Origin of the sequence: Qipengyuania seohaensis (assembly GCF_002795865.1) — a bacterium.
GTDB lineage: Bacteria > Pseudomonadota > Alphaproteobacteria > Sphingomonadales > Sphingomonadaceae > Qipengyuania > Qipengyuania seohaensis.
In genome coordinates this window covers 279,045-299,746 of sequence record NZ_CP024920.1, presented here as the reverse complement: position 1 = coordinate 299,746, position 20,702 = coordinate 279,045, and the positions used below count along the sequence as shown (strand labels likewise).

Below are 20,702 nucleotides of genomic sequence, written 5' to 3'. Positions count from 1 at the left end.
AAGCAATGCATAAAGCAGGGCAGAAACTCAAAGCGTGGCGGCAGGCTCAAAAACCTCCCCTGTCGGCAGAAGAGTTTGCGTCCCGTCACGGCTTCAAGACGCAGACTGTGTTCGGCTGGGAAAGCAAGGGCCGTATCGCCCGCGCACAGGCCCAGCGGACCCTCTCCGAACTCGGCATTTGCGAGCCTGCGGACTGGATCGAGCCTGCCGAAAACCAACAGAAAGAAACGCGACCCATGGCCAGCGGCGACACGCATCCCTTTTTCGATCTGCACACCCACGGGTTCGTGCGCGTCGCAACCGCCACGCCGAAGGTGCGCACCGCGGACATCGCCTATAATGCCCAAGGCATAATCGAGCAGGCGGAGAAGGCGCATGAACAGGGCGTCGATCTCCTGCTCTACCCGGAACTGAGCCTGTCCTCCTACGCGCTCGACGACCTGCATTTGCAGACCGCCCTTCTGGAAGCGGTCGAACGGCATCTTTCCGAAATTCTCGAGCGGTCGCGCACGCTGACACCGGTGCTTGTCATCGGCGCCCCGCTGCGGCGGAACGGGCGGATCTACAATTGCGCCATCACCATCGCCAAGGGGCGTATCCTCGGTGTGGTGCCTAAAAGCTACCTCCCGAATTATCGCGAATTCTACGAAAAACGCTGGTTCAGCCATGGCCGCGATTGTGTCGGGCTAGACATCGATGTGCTGGGCGAAACCGTGCCGTTCGGGACGGACATCATATTCGACGCGCAAGACCTCGCCGGTTTCACCTTCGGGATCGAGATTTGCGAGGATTTCTGGTCGCCCAACCCGCCCGGCACGCTTGCAGCCCTGGCCGGTGCCACGATCCTGCTCAACCTGTCCGCATCCAACATCACGATCGGCAAGTCGGACGAGCGGCACATGCTCACGCGCGCCAGTTCTTCACGTTACGTCTGCGCCTATGCCTATTCCGCCAGCGGCTATGGCGAAAGCACCACCGACCTTTCCTGGGACGGGCAGGGCATGATCTACGAGCTTGGCGACCTGCTGATCGAAAGCGTGCGTTTCGATCATGAACCCGAATTGTGCGTCACGGATGTCGACACGCGCCGCATCCTTGCGGAGCGCATGCGGATGCAGACCTGGGGCGACGCAGCGGATGCAGCGGGACGGCCTGAAGACTGGTACCGCAAGGTCGGGTTCGAGCACGGCGCAACGCCAATGGACAGAGGGCTGGTTCGCCCGATACGCCGTTTCCCCTTCGTCCCGAACCGGCAGGAGAAGCTGGACGAGGATTGCTACGAGGCTTTCAATATCCAGGTCGATGCCCTGATGCGCCGGATCGAAGCAACGCGTCCCAAGTGCCTTGTCATCGGCATCTCGGGTGGACTCGACAGCACCCATGCCTTGCTGGTCGCCGCAAAGGCGATGGACCGGTTGGGTCGGCCCCGGACCGATATCCGCGGCTACACAATGCCCGGCTTTGCAACGTCGGAGGGGACCAAGTCCAATGCCTGGAAGCTTATGAAGGCGTTTGGCATCACGGCGGAAGAAATCGACATCAAGCCGACCGCCACCATGATGCTCGAAAATATCGGACACGCCTTTGCCGACGGACATCCGGTTTACGACACCACCTTCGAGAATGTTCAGGCCGGTCTGCGGACGGACTATCTCTTCCGTTTGTCGGGGCAGCATGGCGGCTGGGTAATCGGGACCGGTGACCTGTCGGAGCTGGCGCTTGGCTGGTGCACGTACGGCGTGGGCGACCAGATGAGCCATTACGGTGTGAATTCCGGCGTTCCCAAAACGCTGATCCAGTATCTCATTCGCTGGACCACCACGACGCACCAGTTCGACGATCATGTCGACGAGGTGCTTCTGGATATTCTCGACACCGAGATCAGCCCCGAACTGGTTCCTGCGGGAGAGGATGGCACGATCCAGAGCACCCAATCGATCATCGGCCCTTACGAACTGAACGATTTTTTCCTGCACCACGTTATTCGCTGGGGACAAAGCCCGAGCCATGTCGCGTTCCTTGCATGGCACGCATGGAAGGACGCGGAGGCTGGGCAATGGCCGATCGATTTTCCCGAAGAGGCCAAGAACGAATACGACCTCGCCACCATCGCCAAATGGCTGGAAAATTTCGTGAAACGCTTTTTCGGTTTCAGCCAGTTCAAGCGCAGCGCCATGCCCAATGGGCCCAAGGTCAGCGCCGGTGGCGCTCTGTCTCCCCGCGGCGACTGGCGTGCACCCAGCGATGCCGTAGCGGATCTGTGGCTCGAAGATTTGAAGCGAAACGTGCCCGGCTGATCTTGCGACATCGGTTGCAATAGGGCAGCAACCGTCATTCGGATCGAAGGGACGCGATCGGCCATAGGCGAAAAGCCAGCCATCACTCATGCTTATGGGGGCTTCGCAATGGCATCTGCCGCGTCCGAAAATTCTTTGATCCTCGAAAACAGCCAGCGCTTGCGGCTATTCACCCTTTTCATTCTTTACGTCGGGCAAGGCATGCCGATCGGGCTGTTCTGGTTCGCGGTACCAGCGTGGATGGCAGTAAACGGAGCGCCAGCGGCCGACGTCGGCTCTGTGGCCGCGCTGACTGCGCTCCCGTGGTCGCTGAAGCTGGTCAATGGTTTCATCATGGATCGGTATACGTTCCTGCCCATGGGACGCCGTCGGGCATGGATCCTCGGCGCTCAGCTGGTCATGATCGCTTGCCTGGTGATTGCGGCCGCTATCGACCCCTCCGTAACCGACGTTGCGATACTGGGAGCGATCGGCTTTGCTTTGAATTTGGCAACGACCTTCCAGGATGTGGCGGTCGATGGCCTCGCGGTCGATATTATGACCGAGGACGAACGCGCTCGAGGGTCGGGCATGATGTTTGGTGGTCAGGCGATCGGCATTGCCGCTGCCACGGCCATCTGCGGCTTCGTGATAGAAGACTTCGGCGCGCCGACCGCATTCCTGATAGTTGCTGCTCTTATCCTTGCGCTGTGTGCCTACATCGCCTCTTTCAAGGAGCGCGTCGGTGAGAGGTCGATGCCCTGGAGCAGTGGGCAGGCACACGAAAGAAATCTCAAGATCCAGCTCGATGCCTGGTGGCCTATCCTGAAATCCACTTTCAATTCGATGAGAAAATCCTCGAGCCTCCTATGGCTGCCCTGCCTGTTCGGACGCGGCGTCCTGTACGGCAGCTTTGCCGGAGCCACCCCCTTGATCGGAGCCAATTACGTGGGCTGGGACACGTCCGAAATATCCAGCCTTACCGCAACGGCCGGTTTGCTGGCCGGGGTCTTGTGCATGACGCTGGGTGGTTGGCTTGGCGACAAGTACGGTGCCAAGCGGATCGGCATCATGTGGGTCGCATCCGGCATTGCGATGTGCATGATCATGTACACAGGGGTCGAGCACTGGAGCAACTCGGCCGTCTTCATGGCGTTCGTCTATTTCTGGATCCCGCTCGATATGCTGATCACGGTCGCACTCCTGCCGATCTCGATGCGTCTGTGCGATCCTACGGTCGCGGCAACGCAATTCACGATCTACATGGCGGTTTCGAATTTCGGGATTTCGTTCGGGGCATTCATGCTGGGCAAAACGGACGCCCTGGGCGGCCTGCCTTCGATCTTCATCGTCGTGGGTGCAGGCTTGTCGATCGCACTGTTGCTGCTGCTGACGGCCAAATACCCGCGCCGCCCCGAATATTACGAGATTCAGAAGCGGCGCGAGATAATGGCGGCTCATAAGCCGGCGTGATCAGGCGGCGAGGCGTGCGGCCTCTTCGTGGGCTTCGGCGATTTTCTCTTCGCCGCCTTCACCCATGATCCCGTCGGCGGCGACCATTTCGATATCGTTGATGCCGAGGAAGCCGAGGAAGAACTTCAGCCACGGGCTCATGAAGTCCATTTCGCTGCCGATCGGCGTGCCACCCGACGCGATCGCGATGTACGCCTTCTTGCCGGTCAGGAGACCTTCGGGGCCGTTGGCAGTGTACTGGAATGTCGTCCCGGCGCGGGCAACGAGGTCAGCCCATGCCTTGACAGTGGCGGGCACGGAAAAATTGTAGACGGGGACGCTGAAGACGATGGTGTCGGCGCCTTTCAGCTCCTCGATCAACTCGTCGGCCACCTTTGCCAGTTCATGCTGCTCGGGCGAACGCTCGGCATAGGGGGAAAGGTTCGCGGCAAAACGCTCTGCGTCGATGAAGGGGATGTCGTTCTTGGCGAGGTCACGAATGATAACCTTCGTGTCCTGCTTGGCCGACAGCTTCTCGACAAGCTTGCTGCCAAGGCTGCGCGATACGCTTTCGCCGTCACGAATGCTGGCGGTGATGTGAAGGATGGTGTTCATGTGTCTGTCTCCTGATCAGGCCGCGTCGACGAGGACGAGTTCGCTGTCCTCGAGGGCGGTAATGGTAATGCTGGCTTCCTTGGTGATCGCGATGCCGTCACGGGCATTCGCCTCGATATCGCCGATGCGGATGCTTCCGGTCGCGGGCACCAGATAAAGATGCCGCTCGGCAGCTGAGGGCGTGTAGGTCACGCTTTCGCCTGCCTTGATCGTCGCGCCCAGGACGCGGGCATCGGTGCGGATCGGCAGCGCATCGTCGTCATTCGCAGCGCCGCTTGCGAGGGGCACGAACTGTCCGGCGCGGTCGCCCTTGGGGAACTTGCGCGCACCCCAGCCGGGTTCACCGCCGCGCTGTGACGGGACGATCCAGATCTGGAAGAGGGTGGTTTCCTCGTCTTCGAGATTGAATTCGGAATGCTGGACACCGTTGCCGGCGCTCATCACCTGCACGTCTCCCGCTTCGGTCCGGCCTTCGTTGCCCATGCTGTCGCGGTGGGTAATCGCGCCGCTGCGGACATAGGTGATGATCTCCATGTCGCGGTGGGGATGGGTGGGAAAGCCGCTCTTCGGAGCGATCTTGTCGTCGTTCCAGACGCGCAGCGCGCCCCAGTTCACACGGGCGGGATCATGGTAACCGGCAAAGGAAAAGTGGTGATGCGCATCGAGCCAGCCGTGGTTGGCTGCGCCGAGGCTTTCATAGGGTCGTAACTCGATCATGGGTCTAAATCCCTTCTCGGTAAGTGTCGTTGGACCAAGAGATAGGACTTGAAGGTTGTTCCGATAACTGGGATAAAATGCGCCAAGATGTTCAACATTTCCGAACGGTGGTGCGAATAGGATGAAGCTTGGAGAACCAAGCCTCGACCAGCTGCGTATCTTCCTTGCCGTGGCGGAGGAGGGCAGTTTCGGCGCGGCGGCGCGAAAGATGGGGCGCGCAGTCTCGGCAGTAAGTTACGGCATTGCGCAGATGGAAATGCAGTTGGGCGTCACGCTTTTTTCGCGAGAGGGTTCGCGCAGACCGGTCCTGACCGAAGAGGGACGCGGCTTGCTGGCGGAAGCCAAGGCGGTGGCGGACGGCATCGACACATTGCTTGCCAAGACCCAGAGCCTCCATGCAGGCCTCGAGAGCGAGATTTCGCTGGTCGTCGATGTGATGCTGCCGGGCGAAGTCACGGCCAGCGTGTTGCGCGAATTTCGCAAGATGTATCCGAACGTGGCGCTTCGCCTTCAGGTCGAGGCATTGGGAGCTGTGGAAGCCTGCCTGCTTGGCGGCGGGGCACATCTGGCGATCGGCGGACCGCTGATGGCGGATCATGCGGAACTCGACCGTCAGGCAATCGGAGCTGTCGAGCTGGTCCCCGTCGCCGCACCCGATCATCCGCTATCCCGTGCAGGCATTCTACCGGGCGAGAGCCGAAAGCACCTGCAACTGGTGCTGTCGGATCGCTCGCCGCTTTCGGAAGGAAGAGAGTTTTCCGTCCTGTCGCCGCTGAACTGGCGTTTGGCGGACCTCGGGGCGAAGCATGCGCTGCTCAAGGAAGGAATCGGGTGGGGTAATATGCCGCGCCACACGGTTGCCGGAGACATTTCTGACGGACGGCTTTGCCTCCTCGATCTGCCCGAAAAGCCGGGCGCGAATTACACGCTAAGCGCGCTCTGGCGACGCAACGCGCCTCCCGGACCGGCCACGAGCTGGCTAATCGATGCATTCGGTGACCGGTTGGGGGAATGCCCTGGTTAGGCCTATCGCGTCACCTGCATGGCGAAGGGAAGCAATTGCTCCTCGAAGAGGCGATCGGATTCCGAATGCGCATCTCGCCGTCCGAAATCCACTTTGGTGATAACGGCGACCACGCCGGCTTCGGGAACGACAATGACCTTGTTCCCACCGTTACCGCTCATCTGGCCTGCACGGTAATTCGAGTCACTGACCGAGTAGTCTCGGAGCCACCACAGGTAACCGTATTCGAAACCTTCCTGTTCGGCGACATCGGCCTTTGGGCTGAGTGATTGTGCAACCCACTCGGCAGGAAGGATTTGTTTGCCGCCGAATTTTCCCTGCGAAACGTAGAGGCGACCCAGTTTTTCAAGTGAGCGGCTCGATAGGCCGAGACCACCACCGCCCATCGCGAGGCCGAGCGGCGTGAACTGCCATTCGGCCTGCTCGATTCCGAGCGGCTCGAACAAGCGTTCGGCGGCATAATCTTCCAGTTGCTGACCGGTGGCATTTTCCACCATCTGACCGAGCGTCACCACGCCTGCCGTACAATAGGCGAATGACCGACCATACGGGCTATCTTCCGGCTTGGGCGTCCACGCGGGAAAGCCGCGGATCGGCAGATCGAGGTAAAAGCCTACCCAATCCTCGATCAGATACATTCGCTCCTCGTTTCCGCGGGAGTACGGAATGGAATCGTCGCATTCGAGTGGGCCGCTCATCGTTACGAGATCCTCTGCAGTCATGGCAGATTTTCGTACATCCTGATTGTCGTAATCGTGCGCGATGTAGTCGGCGACCCGCGCTTTCTCGGACGATATCTTGCCATCCGCGATTGCTGCTCCAAGCAACATGCCTGTGACGGTCTTGGTAACCGATCGCGTGTTCCGCAGCGCATCGGGTTCGCCATCGAAATAATGTTCGTAAACAACCTCGCCGTCCTTGCTCAGGACGACACTGGTGAGGTTGCCGAATTCACCGGCCTCGATGCGTTCTGTCAGGGCCTGTTCTTGAGACACGCCATTGTGCTCCTTTGCAAAAGTGGCTGGGGCGGCGAATATTAGCGACAAGGTGCAGGTGAGGGATGCGGCCCATCGTGTGTTGCTCATATAGAGCACTTACGGGAGCCGGCATCGTCGGTCTTGTGGAATTCTAACCTGGCATTGATTTTTTACGCCAGGCGCCAGGTGTGGAATTGGCGAGCTGCCGGAACCGGGCACTCATGTGGGCCTGATCGCAAAAACCGAATTCCGCAGCGATGTCGGCCAATGGTTCGCTCGATTGTGACAGGGCGCGGCCACATAGTTCGACTTGGCGCGCTGCGGCCAGCATCGAGGCCGTGATGCCAAAACGGGAGCGGAATGCGCGGGGCAAATGATTGGGATGTACGCCGGCAATCCGGGCCAGTCCCTCCATCGTAAGCAACCACGGTTCCTGCGAATCCATTATTGCCTCGTACGCCCGCTCGATCGACGCAGGCACGCCAGCGAGATCGTTCGGTTTTTTCTCGCGAAACAGTCGTGCCAGAAGGTCAACGGCATCTTCAACGGCAAGCGAGTTGGCATGTTCGAGCGAGGCCGCAAGGCGCGTGCAATGCTGGAGTATTTTTGGATCCAGTGCGTGCAGCGCTCTATCTTCAGCCAGATCATCGGTCACCAGGTCGACGGTCATGAAGCTCCCGCGGCCACCGACGAAGTGGTCCCGGTGCCAGATGCCAGGAGGATTGAGCACGGCCACCGGCCGGGCGATGAAATTATTCTCGCCGGTCACACTGGTGACGTAGGCGCCCCTGGTCACGAACACGACATGTGCATGGGAGTGTCCATGCGGTGCAACCGCTTCGGGCGGAGCGTCAGCCTCGTGCAACTGTACGCGACCGTTACCGATCTCGCGCCTCAGGAGCTGGCGTCCCCAATAGCCGCTTTTCTCGTTCCTCAGCGGAAGACGAGACGGATCGTTGTTCAGAGCTTCATCGTCCAGCCGTGTGTGTCGCTGACCGTGCCCTTCTGTATGCCCACCAGTTTTTCGCGGATCTTGTTCGTGATCTGCCCCGTTCCGCCGCTGCCGATCTGGAATTCGCCATCGGGTCCCAGGACCGTGCCGACCGGGGTGACGACGGCGGCTGTGCCGCAGGCCATCGTCTCCAGCAGCCTGCCGGTAGTCGCGTCCGCGCGCCACTGGTCGATGCTGTAAGGCTCTTCGCGAACGTTGAGGCCCTCTTCGCGCAGGAGCGCAATCAGGCTGTCGCGGGTGATGCCGGGAAGGATCGTGCCGGTCAGCGGCGGCGTGATCACGCTGCCGTCGTCGAACACGAAGAACAAGTTCATGCCGCCCAGTTCTTCGACCCATTTCTTTTCGACCGCATCGAGGAAGACGACCTGGTCGCAGCCATGTTCGATCCCTTCGGCTTGGGGAACGAGGCTGGAAGCGTAATTGCCGCCGGTCTTCGCCGCGCCCGTACCGCCAGGGGCCGCGCGCGTGTAGTTGCGGCTGACCCAGATTTTCACGGCCTTCGCACCGCCCTTGAAGTAGCCGCCGACGGGCGAGGCGATGAGGATGTACTTGTACTGCCGCGCGGGACGCACACCGAGGAAGGCCTCGGAGGCGAACATGAAGGGGCGCAAGTACAGCGCACCGTCGGGAATGGTGGGTACCCAGTCGCGATCCTTGGCCACGAGCTGGCGGATCGATTCCAGGAACAGTTCTACCGGCAATTCCGGCATCGCCATGCGCCGCGCGCTAGCATTGAAGCGGCGTGCGTTCTGTTCGGGCCGGAACAGGGCAAGGCTGTCGTCGCCCTGCTTGTACGCTTTCATCCCCTCGAAAATTTCCTGCGCGTAATGCAGCACAGCCGCCGCCGGATCGAGGCTGATCGGCTGGCGCGGGCCGAGCGTCGCCTGATGCCATCCACCCTTGTCCGCATCATAGTCGATCACGACCATGTGATCGGTAAACAGCTTGCCGAAACCGGGGTCCAGAAGAGCCTGCTGGCGGGTCTCGCCGGGGACGGGGGCGGGATGGGGAATGTGCGCGAAATCCATGACGCGCGGTTAGTGTGAAGGGCGCTTGGACGCAAGTATCCAGGCCTTCAAATGAGAAGGGCGACCCTCGCCCGTTGGAGGATCGCCCTTCGCATGGTCAGCGGTCGGAAGCGCCGCTCACGTAGCCTTACTCGGCAGGAATGTTACCGAATATGCTCCGTAGGGATCTTCACCGACCTCGCTACTGAACCATGAGACATCGGATCACCTCCTTTCAAGCTTGTGAGCTAGACCGCCGTTTCACCGGTGGCCAAGACCGCGTGCGCCGCTGATCTTGCTTACAATTTGTTGCGGATAAGAGGTGAAAACAAGGCTTGTAAAAAAGTTATCCCACGTCAGAATTGGCGTTTGTGGCTCGGGACGAATCCCGGGCCATTTTCGTTCTCTCGGGCAGGCTGTTCCTACGGAGACAGACCGAGGTCCGAATCAGCCTAACGGCAATCCTCGATAACGCGCGTCACTTCCGACCATGCCGGAAGGTATAGCGGTTGCGAATTACTTGTTTCCACAGCGAATCGTCCGCGTGTGAGGGCCATGGCATCGAGCAGCGGGTCGCTTGCTTGCACGTCGGCTGCGAGCGAGGAGGTGCTGTCGCCTTGCCGTGTCGAAAGCGTGCGCGTGGTCGTCTCCGTGCGAATGGTCATGGCCGGATTGGTGCTGCTGCCTGCCTGGAAGCGGATCAACGCGACGCCGGCGCTGCCACGCATGCAGCTGAGGGCGAAGAGCGGGCCTCCGCTGCGGCCGGAAAAGCGCGCGATCGTTCCGCCACTGACCGTTCCGTATGACCAATCGCCTGCGGTTTGCGGGGCATCGATCCAGTTTTCAGTGATAGGAGCCTGTGCCACCGGCGTGGGTGTCGGCGTTGGCGACGGAGTGCTGACGGGGGCTGGGCTCGGAGCGGGAGTAGGTTCCGGCGCGGGCGGGATGCAGGCGGCAAGGCCGATGGTCAGCGCACAGGCGGCGGCAAATTGTCCGTAGATCGGTTTCATACCGCTCCAATGCGCGCTAACGGCCTTGGTTTCAAACGGAGTTTGCTGTGGCGAAGAAACGTCTCGACCAAATGCTTGTGGATCGCGGTCTGGTGGAAAGCCGGACGCGCGCGCAGGCGCTGGTCATGGCGGGGCTGGTGTTCTCGGGCGAGCAGAAGCTTGCCAAGCCGGGTCAGCAATTACGCGAAGACGTCCCGCTCGAGGTCAGAGGGCGCGACCACCCCTGGGTGAGCAGGGGCGGAATCAAGCTGGCGCATGCGATCGAACATTTCGGTCTCGATCCTGCCGGCGTGACCGCAATGGATATCGGCAGTTCCACCGGCGGCTTCACCGACGTGCTGCTTCAGGGCGGGGCGCAGCACGTGTTCGCTGTCGATAGCGGCACCAACCAGCTTGCGTGGAAACTGCGGCAGGACGAGCGGGTGACTGTGCTGGAACAGACCAGCGCCCGCATACTGACGCCCGAAGTGATCGACCGGCCCGTCACCTGGGTCGTTTGCGATGCGAGCTTCATCGGGCTCGCCAAGGTACTCGAACGCCCGCTCGAACTCGCCGAGCGCGATTGCCGCCTTGTCGCCTTGATCAAACCGCAATTCGAGGTCGGGCGCGAGGAGGTCGGCAAGAAAGGCGTGGTCAGCGATCCGGCGCTTCATGCCCGCGTTTGCGACGAGGTGCGCGACTGGGTCGAAGGACTGGGTTTCGAGGTGCAGGGCATTGTGGAAAGCCCGATCACGGGGCCGGAAGGCAATGTCGAATTCCTGATAAGCGCCCACAGGACCCAAGCCTGACATTGACGCTTCGCCACTGCGCGCTCTAGGCGCTTCGCCGAGAGATTTTCACGGAGAGAGCATGTCCGCCAATATCGCCGAAATGGAACGCCGCCGCGAAGCCGCCCGCATGGGTGGCGGGCAGAAGCGGATCGACGCGCAGCACGCCAAGGGCAAGCTGACCGCGCGCGAGCGGCTCGACGTGCTGCTGGACGAGGGCAGTTTCGAGGAGCTCGACCGCTACGTCGAACACGACTGCGTCGATTTCGGGATGGACCAGCAACGCATCCCTGGTGACGGCGTGGTCACCGGTAGCGGCACGATCAACGGCCGCCTCGTCTATGTATTTTCCCAGGATTTCACCGTCTTCGGGGGCTCTCTTTCCAAGCGGCATGCAGAGAAGATCTGCAAGGTGATGGACACCGCCATGAAGGTCGGCGCGCCGGTGATCGGCCTCAACGATTCCGGCGGCGCGCGCATCCAGGAAGGCGTGGCCTCACTCGGCGGTTATGCCGAGGTGTTCCAGCGCAACGTGCTTGCATCGGGCGTCGTGCCGCAGATCAGCCTCATCATGGGTCCGTGTGCGGGCGGCGCAGTTTACTCGCCTGCGATGACCGACTTCATCTTCATGGTCGAGGATTCGAGCTACATGTTCGTTACCGGCCCCGACGTGGTGAAGACGGTGACCAACGAGGTCGTCACGCAGGAGGAACTGGGCGGGGCGAAAACGCACACCACCAAGACATCCGTCGCCGACAACAGCTTCGAGAACGACATCGAGACGCTGCTCGCGACGCGCGATTTCTTCGATTACCTCCCGCTGTCGAACCGCGAGGAAGTGCCCGAGCGCCCGACCTCGGACGCATGGGACCGCGAAGAGCCGAGCCTCGACACGCTGATCCCCGACAACGCCAATCAGCCCTATGACATGCATGAAGTCATCAGGAAGACGCTGGACGAGGGCGATTTCTTCGAAGTCCAGCCGAACCATGCCGCCAACATCATCTGCGGCTTCGGCCGGGTGGAAGGGCGCACGGTGGGCGTGGTGGCGAACCAGCCGATGGTGCTTGCCGGCGTGCTCGACATCAATTCGTCCAAGAAGGCCGCGCGCTTCGTGCGGTTCTGCGACGCCTTCGAAATCCCGATCCTGACCTTCGTCGATGTGCCCGGCTTCCTCCCCGGCACGGCGCAGGAGCACAATGGCATCATCAAGCACGGCGCGAAGCTTCTGTTCGCCTATGCCGAGGCGACCGTGCCCAAGATCACCGTGATCACCCGCAAGGCCTATGGCGGCGCTTATGACGTGATGGCGTCCAAGCACCTGCGCGGCGACCTCAACTACGCTTGGCCGACCGCCGAAATCGCCGTGATGGGCGCGAAGGGTGCAGTGGAGATCATCTTCCGCCAGGACCGCGACGATCCGGACAAGATCGCCGAGAAAACGAAGGAATACGAAGACCGCTTCGCCAACCCCTTCGTAGCAGCCCAGCGCGGCTATATCGACGAGGTGATCTACCCCCACTCGACACGGAAGAGGATTGCGCTGGGGCTAAGGAAGCTGCGCACGAAGCAGCTCGAGAACCCGTGGAAGAAGCATGACAACATTCCGCTCTAGTGTCCTTTCGGCATCTCTGCTCCTCCTCATTTCATGTGGAGCAAGCGAGACACCGATAGACTTGCCGGACCTTACGGATGCGCAGAAGGCTGAGCGCATGCAGTTGTGCATGGGACAGATTGGAGATTGGAGAGAATTGGGTGTTTGGGTTCATGGCGGTTCTGAGCCAGCGGTGAATCGAGATGCGTGGGAAGATCTCTCGAGCGATGACCAGCAAAATATTGCCGATATTGCAGCCTGTATTCAGGCTTCAGGCGATTGGGCCCCACAGGAAGTGCAAATTGTGAGCGAAGGTTTCAAAGTGCCAATTGAGAAGTTGCAGTCGCGAAACACTCTTTTTTACGAAAAATTTCAATAGAAGCTCGCCCGCCTCCACCATATCCGCATCGCCACGCCCCTAGTCGACTGATCTCTGTCGTCTATCGAGGCTCGAGCCGCCACAGGGCGTGTTACCTAGACAACACAGTTCAGCCCGGTTAATCTCCCTGTCATTGAGAGGAGACTGACTTCATGAAGAAGATTTCCCTAGCCGCCGCTGCGCTTGCAGGTTCGGCGTTGATGACGGGCGTCGGCCATGCCGAGCATCACGCCCTTTCCGAATACGAGCTGATCGACCGCGACGAATTGTTCGGCAACCCGGTCGCCAGCCAGGGCCGCATCAGTCCGGACGGCGAGTGGGTCAGCTGGATCGCACCCGACGAAGGCGTCATGAACGTGTGGGTCGCACCTGCCAGCGATCCGTCGAACGGCAAGGTGGTGACCGACGACCGCCATCGCGGCATTTCCAATCACCAGTGGACCGTCGACAGCCAGTACGTCTTGTTCGTGAAGGACAATGACGGCGACGAGAACTTCCACGTCTACGCCGCCGATCCCGAAACCGGCGAGACGCGCGACCTCACCCCGCTGCCAGACGGCATCCGCGCGCAGCTGATGGGCGCCAGCCGCGACCGGCCCGGCGTGATCCTGGTCGGCACGAACGAGCGTAACCCGCAGCTCACCGATCTCTACGAGTACGATATCGAAACGGGCAAGCGCACGCTGGTCGCGGAAAACCCCGGCTATGCGGCATGGGTCACCGACAACACCTACAAGCCGCGGATGGCGCTGGCCCCGCAGCCGGACGGCGGAATGAAGGCGGTCTATCTCAACGAGGACATGACGCCGGGCGAAGTCTTCGCCGACATTCCCAGCGAGGACATGCTCAACACCAATATCGTCGGCTTCTCGCGCGATAACAACACGGTCTACATGATCGACAGCCGCGAACGGAACCTCGCGGCAGGCTTCGCCATCGACCTGACGACTGGCGAGCGTTCGCTTCTGATCGAACCGGACAAGGCCGATCTGAGCGGCGTTCTCGTCGATAACGAGACTTACGAGCCGATCGCCTATTCGACGAATTACCTGCAGGAAGAATGGAAGGCGCTCAACGACGAGGCGGCGAAGGAATTGCAGTTCCTCTCCGCGAACCTCGACGGCGAATACCAGATCCTGTCGCGGACCGAGGACGACGGAAAGTGGATCGTCTGGGCGGGCTCTGCCGAGGCTCCGGGCCAGTATCATGTTTATGACCGGACTGCGCAAACGCTGACGCCGTGGTTCGTGACGCGTCCCGACCTCGCCGATGCCCCGCTGCAGCCGATGCATCCGCTGGAGCTGAAGTCTTCGGACGGCAAGACGCTTGTGTCCTACCTCACCCTGCCCCCGGGCAGCGATCCCGATGGCGACGGGCGTCCGGACCAAGCGGTTCCGATGCTGCTGTGGGTCCATGGCGGTCCGTGGGCGCGCGACAGCTATGGCTACAACACCGTCCACCAGTGGATGGCCAATCGCGGCTATGCGGTGCTGAGCGTAAATTACCGCGGCTCGACCGGCTTCGGTAAGGACTTCACCAATGCCGCCGTCGGCGAGTTTGCCGGCAAGATGCACACCGACCTCATCGACGCGGTCGACTGGGCGATTGCGGAGGGCATTGCGCAGGAAGACAAGGTCGCGATCGGCGGCGGCAGCTACGGCGGCTATGCCACCTTGACCGGCGTTGCCTTCACGCCAGACCGCTTCGCCTGCGGTGTCGACATCGTCGGCCCGTCGAGCCTCGTCACCCTGATCGAAAGCTTCCCAGAATACTGGAAGCCGTTCCTTGCCGGGACCTGGTATCGCTATGTCGGCGATCCTGCCGATCCCGAACAGCGCAAGGATTTGCTCGCCCGCTCGGCCATCAGCCGGATCGACGACATTCGCGTCCCCCTGCTCGTGGGTCAGGGCGGCAACGATCCGCGTGTGACCAAGCAGGAAGCCGATAATCTGGTAGAGGCCATGCAGGCCAAGAACCTGCCCGTCACCTACATTAACTATCCCGATGAAGGGCACGGCTTCCAGAAACCGGAAAACCGGCTGAGCTTCTTCGCCGCGATGGAAGGCTTCCTCGGCACCTGCCTCGGCGGGCGCACGCAGCCCATCGGCGACAGCTTCGAAGGCAGTTCGGCGGAAATCCTCGCCGGTGCCGAATATGTCGAAGGACTGGGAGATGTCGAAAGCGGCGGTTGATTGCTGCCTGCCGACGTTCCAAAGAAGCGGCGCGCTCCTGTTTGCAGGGGCGCGCCGTTTCTGTTCTGGAGGATGACGCATGAAGCTCGGCCGTCTCAATCACATCGGTGTCGCGACGCCGTCGATCGAGGAATCGATCCGGTATTACCGCGATGTCATGGGCGCGACGCGCTTTCACAAGCCGTTCGATTTGGAAGCACAGGGCGTGAAGGTCTGCTTCGTCGACACTCCGGGCGAAAACGGCACCAACGGAACGCAGATCGAACTGATCGAGCCGCTGGGCGAAGACAGCCCCATCGCCAAGTTCCTCGAGAAGAACCCTTCCGGCGCGCAGCACCACGTCTGCTACGAGGTCGAGGATATCGAGGAAGCCCGCAAGTGGTTCGAAGATATGGGCAAGCGCATCCTTGGCCCCACGCGCCTCGGCGCACACGGCACGCCGATCTTCTTCCTCCACCCCAAGGACATGATGGGCCAGCTGACCGAAATCATGGAAACGCCGAAAGATAACGCGCACTGGTCGAACTGACCGGCGCGGGAGAGAGGACCGCAATGCTATTCTACGACAGCCCGAACCCGGCGCCCAATCCGCGCCGCGTGCGCATCTTTGCGGCGGAGAAGGGCATCGAGCTTCCGATGCAGGAAGTCTCGATCCCCAAGCGCGAACAGAAGGCGCCCGATTACGTCGCCAAGAACCCGCGCGGGCAGACCCCGATCCTCGAGCTGGATGACGGCACCGTGATTGCCGAAAGCGTGGCGATCATGCGTTATCTCGAGGCTTTGCATCCCGAACCGCCGCTCTTCGGTACAACGCCGCTCGCAGTTGCCGAGATCGAGATGTGGAGCCGACGCGTCGAGATGATCCTCATGCCTGCGGTTGCGGCGGTATGGGTCCACACTCACCCGTTCACCGCCGCGCTCCCAGGTCGCAATGCCGAGTGGGGCGAGGCAAACCGTCCGCGCGTCGCCGATGCTTTCCGCTTCTTCGACCAGTCGCTGGCAAACCGCGACTTCCTCGCCGGATCTGCTTATACCGCAGCCGATATCCTCCTGATGACGACAGCTGATTTCGCCGAGTTCGTCGGCTGCGGTATGCCCGAGGATTGCGAAAACCTGCGCGGCTGGCACGAACGCGTGTCGGCCCGCCCGAGTGCAAAAGCCTGAGTGCGAAAATGACCGACAAACCGACATACGACGACTGGAAGCCCCTTGCCGACAAGGAGGTGAAGGGCCGCGACCTGACCTGGCACACGCCCGAGGGCATCGCCGTGAAGCCGCTCTACACGTCCGAGGACACCGCCGATCTCGACCCCGGCGTGCCGGGCATCGCGCCGTTCACGCGCGGGCCCTATGCCTCGATGTACACCGGCCGCCCGTGGACAATCCGCCAGTATGCGGGCTTCTCGACCGCCGAGGAATCGAACGCCTTCTATCGCCGCAACCTCGCGGCGGGCCAGAAGGGCCTGAGCGTCGCCTTCGACCTCGCCACCCATCGCGGCTATGACAGCGACCATTCGCGCGTTGTCGGCGATGTCGGCAAGGCGGGGGTCGCGATCGACACCGTGCGCGACATGGAAATCCTGTTCGACCAGATCCCGCTCGACACCATGAGCGTTTCCATGACGATGAACGGCGCGGTGATCCCCGTGCTGGCGTTCTACATCGTCGCGGCAGAGCGGCAGGGCGTTTCGCAGGACAAGCTCGCCGGGACCATCCAGAACGACATCCTCAAGGAGTTCATGGTCCGCAACACCTATATCTACCCGCCCGAACCGAGCATGCGGATCGTCTCCGACATCATCGCATATACCTCGGCCAACATGCCGAAATTCAACAGTATTTCGATTTCCGGCTATCACATGCACGAGGCCGGGGCGACGGCCGTGCAGGAACTCGCCTTCACCATTGCCGACGGCAAGGAATACGCCAAGCGCGCGATGGAAGCGGGCCTCGATATCGATGCCTTCGCGCCGCGCCTGTCCTTCTTCTGGGGCATCGGCATGAACTTCTTCATGGAGATCGCCAAGATGCGCGCCGCGCGTGCATTGTGGCACGATGTCATGACCGATCTGGGCGCGCAGAACCCCAAGTCGAAGATGCTGCGCACGCACTGCCAGACTTCGGGTGTCTCGTTGCAGGAGCAGGACCCCTACAACAACGTCATCCGCACCACGATCGAGGCAATGGCGGCGGTGCTGGGCGGAACGCAGTCGCTCCACACCAACGCGCTGGACGAGGCGATCGCCCTGCCGACCGACTTCTCCGCCCGCATCGCGCGCAATACGCAGCTGGTGATCCAGGAGGAGACCGGCATCACCAATGTCGCCGATCCCCTAGGTGGCAGCTATTACATCGAAAGCCTCACCGCCGCGCTGGTGGAGCAGGCCAAGGCCATGCTCGACGAGGTCGAGGCGGCCGGCGGCATGACCGAATATGTCGCCAGCGGCAAACCCAAGGCGCAGATCGAGAAGGCGGCCGCAGCAAAGCAGGCCAGCGTCGACCGGGGCGAGACCGTGATTGTCGGCGTGAACAAGTATCGCCGCGAGCACGAGGACGACATCGACACGCTCGACATCGACAACCACGCCGTGCGCCAGAGCCAGATCGCGCGGCTCGAACAGGTCCGCGCAGGGCGTGACGAATTCGCCTGCAAGGCCGCGCTCGACGCGCTGGCTCGCGGGGCTGCGCAGCGTGAGGGCAACCTCCTTGCGCTCGCGGTCGAGGCGGCGCGCCACGATGCGACGCTGGGCGAAATCAGCCAGGCGATGGAAGACGCGTACGGGCGATACGATACGCTGCCGCAACCGGTGCGCGGCGTGTTCGCCGCCGCTTACGAGAACGACAGCCGCTATGACCAGGTGGTTGAAGGCGTGAAGGCGGTCGAGCGGCGGCTCGGCCACAAGCCCAGGCTGATGGTCGCCAAGATGGGGCAGGACGGCCATGACCGCGGCGCTAACGTGATCGCCAGTGCCTTTGCCGACATGGGCTTCGACGTGCTGAGCGGTCCGCTCTTCCAGACGCCGCAAGAAACCCGCGACATGGCGCTCGAAAACAATGTCGATGCCATCGGCGCCAGTAGCCTCGCGGCAGGCCACAAGACCCTGATTCCCGAACTCATCGGCCTGCTGAAAGACGCAGGCCGCGGCGACATCAAGGTCATTGCCGGCGGCGTGATCCCGCAGAAGGACTACGACTTCCTGCGCGATGCAGGCGTGCAGGGGATCTACGGCCCGGGCAGCAATGTGGTCGAATGCGCGGCGGACGTGTTGCGCCTGCTCGGCCACAACATGCCGCCTGCGGGGGAGGATCTGGACGAGGCGGTGGAATGACCATCGGTCAACTAGTCGGGATTTTACTAGGTATGGGTGTGGTCGGCGCCCTTTTTGCGGGGCTCATTCGCATCTATCTGGCATTCACGCTTACGGCCCCCCTCACGTATTGCGAGAATGTCTCAGAAGTTTTCAGTACTGCCGGGCGGTGCGGCAATCCTTCGGCTTTGTTCTGGATTGCCTCCTCGGCTGTTTTCTTAAGCGTCTGCGCTTGGCTTGTCTTACAAGCGCTCCGAAGTTGATGAGATTGACCCAAACCTACCCAGCCTGAAAGCCCGTAATGGAAAGGCTCTGAAAGGAGCTTCAGTATGAAGCCGATAAGCACCACTAAAGGAATTGACCATGAACTGGACGCCCCTGTCGGCAATCGCAGCAGTGCTCTTGTCGTCGAGCAGTGTGGCCTCGCACGGTCACGAACTTGCTGAGCCCCAAGGCATCCAGCTCCAGGCAATGGCGATTGAACAGGCTGTCGCCGAGTTCATCGAGATCTGCGTAAAACCCGAATGGGATTTAACGGCAATGAGGTCGGCAATCTCGTCGTCAGACCTCGCTTATATGGAGGAGGGATTTGACCCTCCGAAGTGGACCAGCGCTCGCTGGGAATCCGAAAGCACCTATGTCGGGCTCGAACTAGAAATTCCGCAGGGCAGGGGTCCCATTCCCTTTCCCATGTCGCAGTGCACAGTGTCCACCGGTAGCACCCAAAAGGTGACACGAGACGAAGTGAATGCGCTTCTTCTCGTTCGACTAGGGGCGCTGACCGATGCGAAGATTTCCGAGGTAGAAAGAGGCTTCATGCTGGAATGGGATTCCCCTGACGGCGAAACCAAGCGGCGAGTGACGTCCGGAATCTGGAATGACCCGACGCATGAACTAACCTTTTCGTTCGAGGATTGGACCACATCGGGACTGGAACGACGTAGAGAATGGCTCGCTGCGAATTAGGGCGCACAGGACCGGACGCGAATGACCCTCGGCTTCTCCGTCGACCAACTCCTGCCAAAGGCGCGGGGTGGTGGTGTCCTCAAAATGGGACTCGCCAAGCTGGACGAGAGCGAATGGCTCCAGCCCAATCCCGACCTCTCTGCGCGCGAGGCGGGTTTTGCGGCCTACCCTGAAGGCATCCAGATTTCTCCCGAAGGAGAGGCACCGGGGGCGGAACTCGCCGCCATGCTCGGCGTTTCGGGCGGATTGCCCGAAGTCGCCTGCGCACATCACGAGGATATGTGCCTCCTGACCCTCCGTCAGGGCGACGAGCAGTATCGCCTTGTCGGCGCTGCGGTCGCGTGGCCATCCGACTGGACGCCGGCCGACAAGATGGGCCTTCCCTTGCGTGCGCTCCATGCGCCGATCCAGGGATACGAGGAACAGCTTGCGAGCGGCGTCGACCATTTCATGGCCAAGCTGAAGCCGGGCGCGATCTACGGGCGCTGCAACTGGTTCATCGCAGCCAAGGCCGACAAGCGTTGGGTGGCCGAGGCGCCCGAGCAGGCGTTCGCTCACGTTACATCGCAAAACGCCGGCGAAACACTCTTCGTTCGCTCCGAACGCCAGACCTTGCGACGCCTTCCGGAAACGGGCGCCATCCTCTTCACCATCGGGATCTACGTTGCGCCGCTGGGAGAGCTTTCGGCTGACAATCAGCAGCGCCTCGCGGTGGCCATGCAGGGGCTTCTCGAAGGCGAGGGCGAGCGGCGCGGAGCGCAGCATTATGCCCGTTCGTTGATCGATTTCGTCCAGGCTTGAACGCAACAAAGCCCACGAAACAAGGTCTTACCCCATCTGCTTGACTCCTGCGGGAAATCGGTGGCTAATCCGCGCAGCTGGGGGACAACAGCATCAAAATAACGGATCGCTTCTTAGGGTCGTAATCCTGATTAGGGGGAAGACTGCATGAAGAAGCTTATCTTGACCGCCGCCGCCATTGGGCTTGCCATTCCGGCAGGACCTGCTTTCGCGGACAACCACTCGCCCGAACTTGCCAAGGTCGACTGGTATCGTGTCAGCATGATCAAGTGGAAGCCCGGCAAGGGCGAACGCGCCCACGAGATCATCGAAATGTTCGAAAAGGTCGATGCGGCGCTGGGAAATAACGACGTAGTCGATTTCCACATGCAAACCGGCGAGTACGATAGCATCGTCGCCATGCCGATGCGTGGAGGGATCGCCCAGATGGGATGGGCCGAAAATCCCGAAGGCAAGAAGTGGCAGGCCGAATTCGCACGCCAGGCCGGCGGCGAGGACAAGGCCGAGGCATTGTGGGACGAATTCCAGTCCCTGATCCTGCGCGAAGACCGCCAGATCGGTCATATCGACCGGGATTGAGGCACTTGCCTTGATACGGGGCCTCC

19 protein-coding genes are annotated in these 20,702 nt (G+C 61.3%); 13 read left to right on the top strand and 6 right to left on the bottom strand.

The features are described 5' to 3' along the window. The first annotated feature begins 236 nt into the window (after nt 1-236). A complete protein-coding gene (locus tag CVE41_RS01490; RefSeq protein WP_100261314.1) occupies nt 237-2,297 on the top strand; it encodes an NAD(+) synthase in 2,061 nt (686 codons plus the stop codon). Between the two features lie 108 nt (nt 2,298-2,405). Continuing rightward, nucleotides 2,406-3,749 carry an MFS transporter gene (locus tag CVE41_RS01485; protein ID WP_100259081.1) on the top strand — a complete coding sequence of 448 codons (1,344 nt, stop codon included), beginning with the start codon at nt 2,406-2,408 and terminating at the stop codon, nt 3,747-3,749. Here CVE41_RS01485 and CVE41_RS01480 read toward each other — a convergent pair whose 3' ends face one another. Both CVE41_RS01480 and CVE41_RS01475 read right to left on the bottom strand, forming a co-directional pair. Continuing rightward, nucleotides 3,750-4,343: an FMN-dependent NADH-azoreductase gene (locus tag CVE41_RS01480; protein WP_100259080.1), complete on the bottom strand. Its 594-nt coding sequence runs from the start codon at nt 4,341-4,343 to the stop codon at nt 3,750-3,752. A 15-nt stretch (nt 4,344-4,358) separates the two neighbouring features. Then, nucleotides 4,359-5,060, bottom strand: a complete 702-nt coding sequence (locus CVE41_RS01475) for a pirin family protein (protein ID WP_100259079.1) — start codon at nt 5,058-5,060, stop codon at nt 4,359-4,361. 121 nt (nt 5,061-5,181) lie between these two features. Between CVE41_RS01475 and CVE41_RS01470 the strand changes: the two genes are divergently transcribed. Beyond that, complete coding sequence (locus tag CVE41_RS01470) at nt 5,182-6,084, top strand: LysR family transcriptional regulator (RefSeq protein WP_100259078.1); 903 nt, start codon at nt 5,182-5,184, stop codon at nt 6,082-6,084. A 2-nt stretch (nt 6,085-6,086) separates the two neighbouring features. Here CVE41_RS01470 and CVE41_RS01465 read toward each other — a convergent pair whose 3' ends face one another. From CVE41_RS01465 to CVE41_RS01450, 4 genes are all read right to left on the bottom strand, one after another. Next, the gene (locus tag CVE41_RS01465; RefSeq protein WP_232725741.1) at nt 6,087-7,079 is read right to left on the bottom strand and encodes a serine hydrolase domain-containing protein; all 993 of its coding nucleotides are present in this window, start codon (nt 7,077-7,079) and stop codon (nt 6,087-6,089) included. 133 nt (nt 7,080-7,212) lie between these two features. Then, entirely contained in the window at nt 7,213-7,857 is a 645-nt protein-coding gene (locus CVE41_RS01460) for a helix-turn-helix domain-containing protein (protein ID WP_198507688.1), read from the bottom strand. Between the two features lie 164 nt (nt 7,858-8,021). Continuing rightward, nucleotides 8,022-9,101 carry a branched-chain amino acid aminotransferase gene (locus CVE41_RS01455; protein WP_100259076.1) on the bottom strand — a complete coding sequence of 360 codons (1,080 nt, stop codon included), beginning with the start codon at nt 9,099-9,101 and terminating at the stop codon, nt 8,022-8,024. 431 nt (nt 9,102-9,532) lie between these two features. Then, nucleotides 9,533-10,090, bottom strand: coding sequence for a hypothetical protein (locus CVE41_RS01450; protein ID WP_100259075.1), 558 nt, complete (start codon nt 10,088-10,090; stop codon nt 9,533-9,535). Between the two features lie 71 nt (nt 10,091-10,161). On the opposite strand from CVE41_RS01450, the gene CVE41_RS01445 reads away from it, so the two are divergent. The 10 genes from CVE41_RS01445 to CVE41_RS01400 all read left to right on the top strand — a co-directional run bounded on the left by CVE41_RS01445 (nt 10,162) and on the right by CVE41_RS01400 (nt 20,676). Then, on the top strand, nt 10,162-10,878 hold the full coding sequence (locus tag CVE41_RS01445; RefSeq protein ID WP_100261312.1) for a TlyA family RNA methyltransferase: 717 nt from the start codon (nt 10,162-10,164) through the stop codon (nt 10,876-10,878). A 61-nt stretch (nt 10,879-10,939) separates the two neighbouring features. Beyond that, nucleotides 10,940-12,472: an acyl-CoA carboxylase subunit beta gene (locus CVE41_RS01440; protein ID WP_100259074.1), complete on the top strand. Its 1,533-nt coding sequence runs from the start codon at nt 10,940-10,942 to the stop codon at nt 12,470-12,472. Beyond that, a complete protein-coding gene (locus CVE41_RS01435; RefSeq protein WP_157799351.1) occupies nt 12,453-12,830 on the top strand; it encodes a hypothetical protein in 378 nt (125 codons plus the stop codon). The genes CVE41_RS01440 and CVE41_RS01435 overlap by 20 nt, the downstream gene beginning before the upstream one ends. Before the next feature lie 152 nt (nt 12,831-12,982). After that, on the top strand, nt 12,983-15,022 hold the full coding sequence (locus CVE41_RS01430; protein WP_100259072.1) for a S9 family peptidase: 2,040 nt from the start codon (nt 12,983-12,985) through the stop codon (nt 15,020-15,022). A gap of 79 nt (nt 15,023-15,101) precedes the next feature. Continuing rightward, nucleotides 15,102-15,551 (top strand): methylmalonyl-CoA epimerase, encoded by a 450-nt coding sequence (mce, locus tag CVE41_RS01425; RefSeq protein WP_100259071.1) that lies wholly within the window; start codon nt 15,102-15,104, stop codon nt 15,549-15,551. A gap of 23 nt (nt 15,552-15,574) precedes the next feature. Beyond that, nucleotides 15,575-16,186 (top strand): glutathione S-transferase family protein, encoded by a 612-nt coding sequence (locus CVE41_RS01420; RefSeq protein ID WP_100259070.1) that lies wholly within the window; start codon nt 15,575-15,577, stop codon nt 16,184-16,186. An 8-nt stretch (nt 16,187-16,194) separates the two neighbouring features. After that, on the top strand, nt 16,195-18,351 hold the full coding sequence (gene scpA, locus CVE41_RS01415) for a methylmalonyl-CoA mutase (RefSeq protein ID WP_100259069.1): 2,157 nt from the start codon (nt 16,195-16,197) through the stop codon (nt 18,349-18,351). 342 nt (nt 18,352-18,693) lie between these two features. Continuing rightward, nucleotides 18,694-19,296: a hypothetical protein gene (locus CVE41_RS01410; protein WP_100259068.1), complete on the top strand. Its 603-nt coding sequence runs from the start codon at nt 18,694-18,696 to the stop codon at nt 19,294-19,296. A 21-nt stretch (nt 19,297-19,317) separates the two neighbouring features. Continuing rightward, a complete protein-coding gene (locus CVE41_RS01405; protein ID WP_100259067.1) occupies nt 19,318-20,097 on the top strand; it encodes a heme-dependent oxidative N-demethylase family protein in 780 nt (259 codons plus the stop codon). A 147-nt stretch (nt 20,098-20,244) separates the two neighbouring features. After that, nucleotides 20,245-20,676 carry a hypothetical protein gene (locus CVE41_RS01400; RefSeq protein WP_100259066.1) on the top strand — a complete coding sequence of 144 codons (432 nt, stop codon included), beginning with the start codon at nt 20,245-20,247 and terminating at the stop codon, nt 20,674-20,676. Nucleotides 20,677-20,702 lie beyond the last annotated feature (26 nt).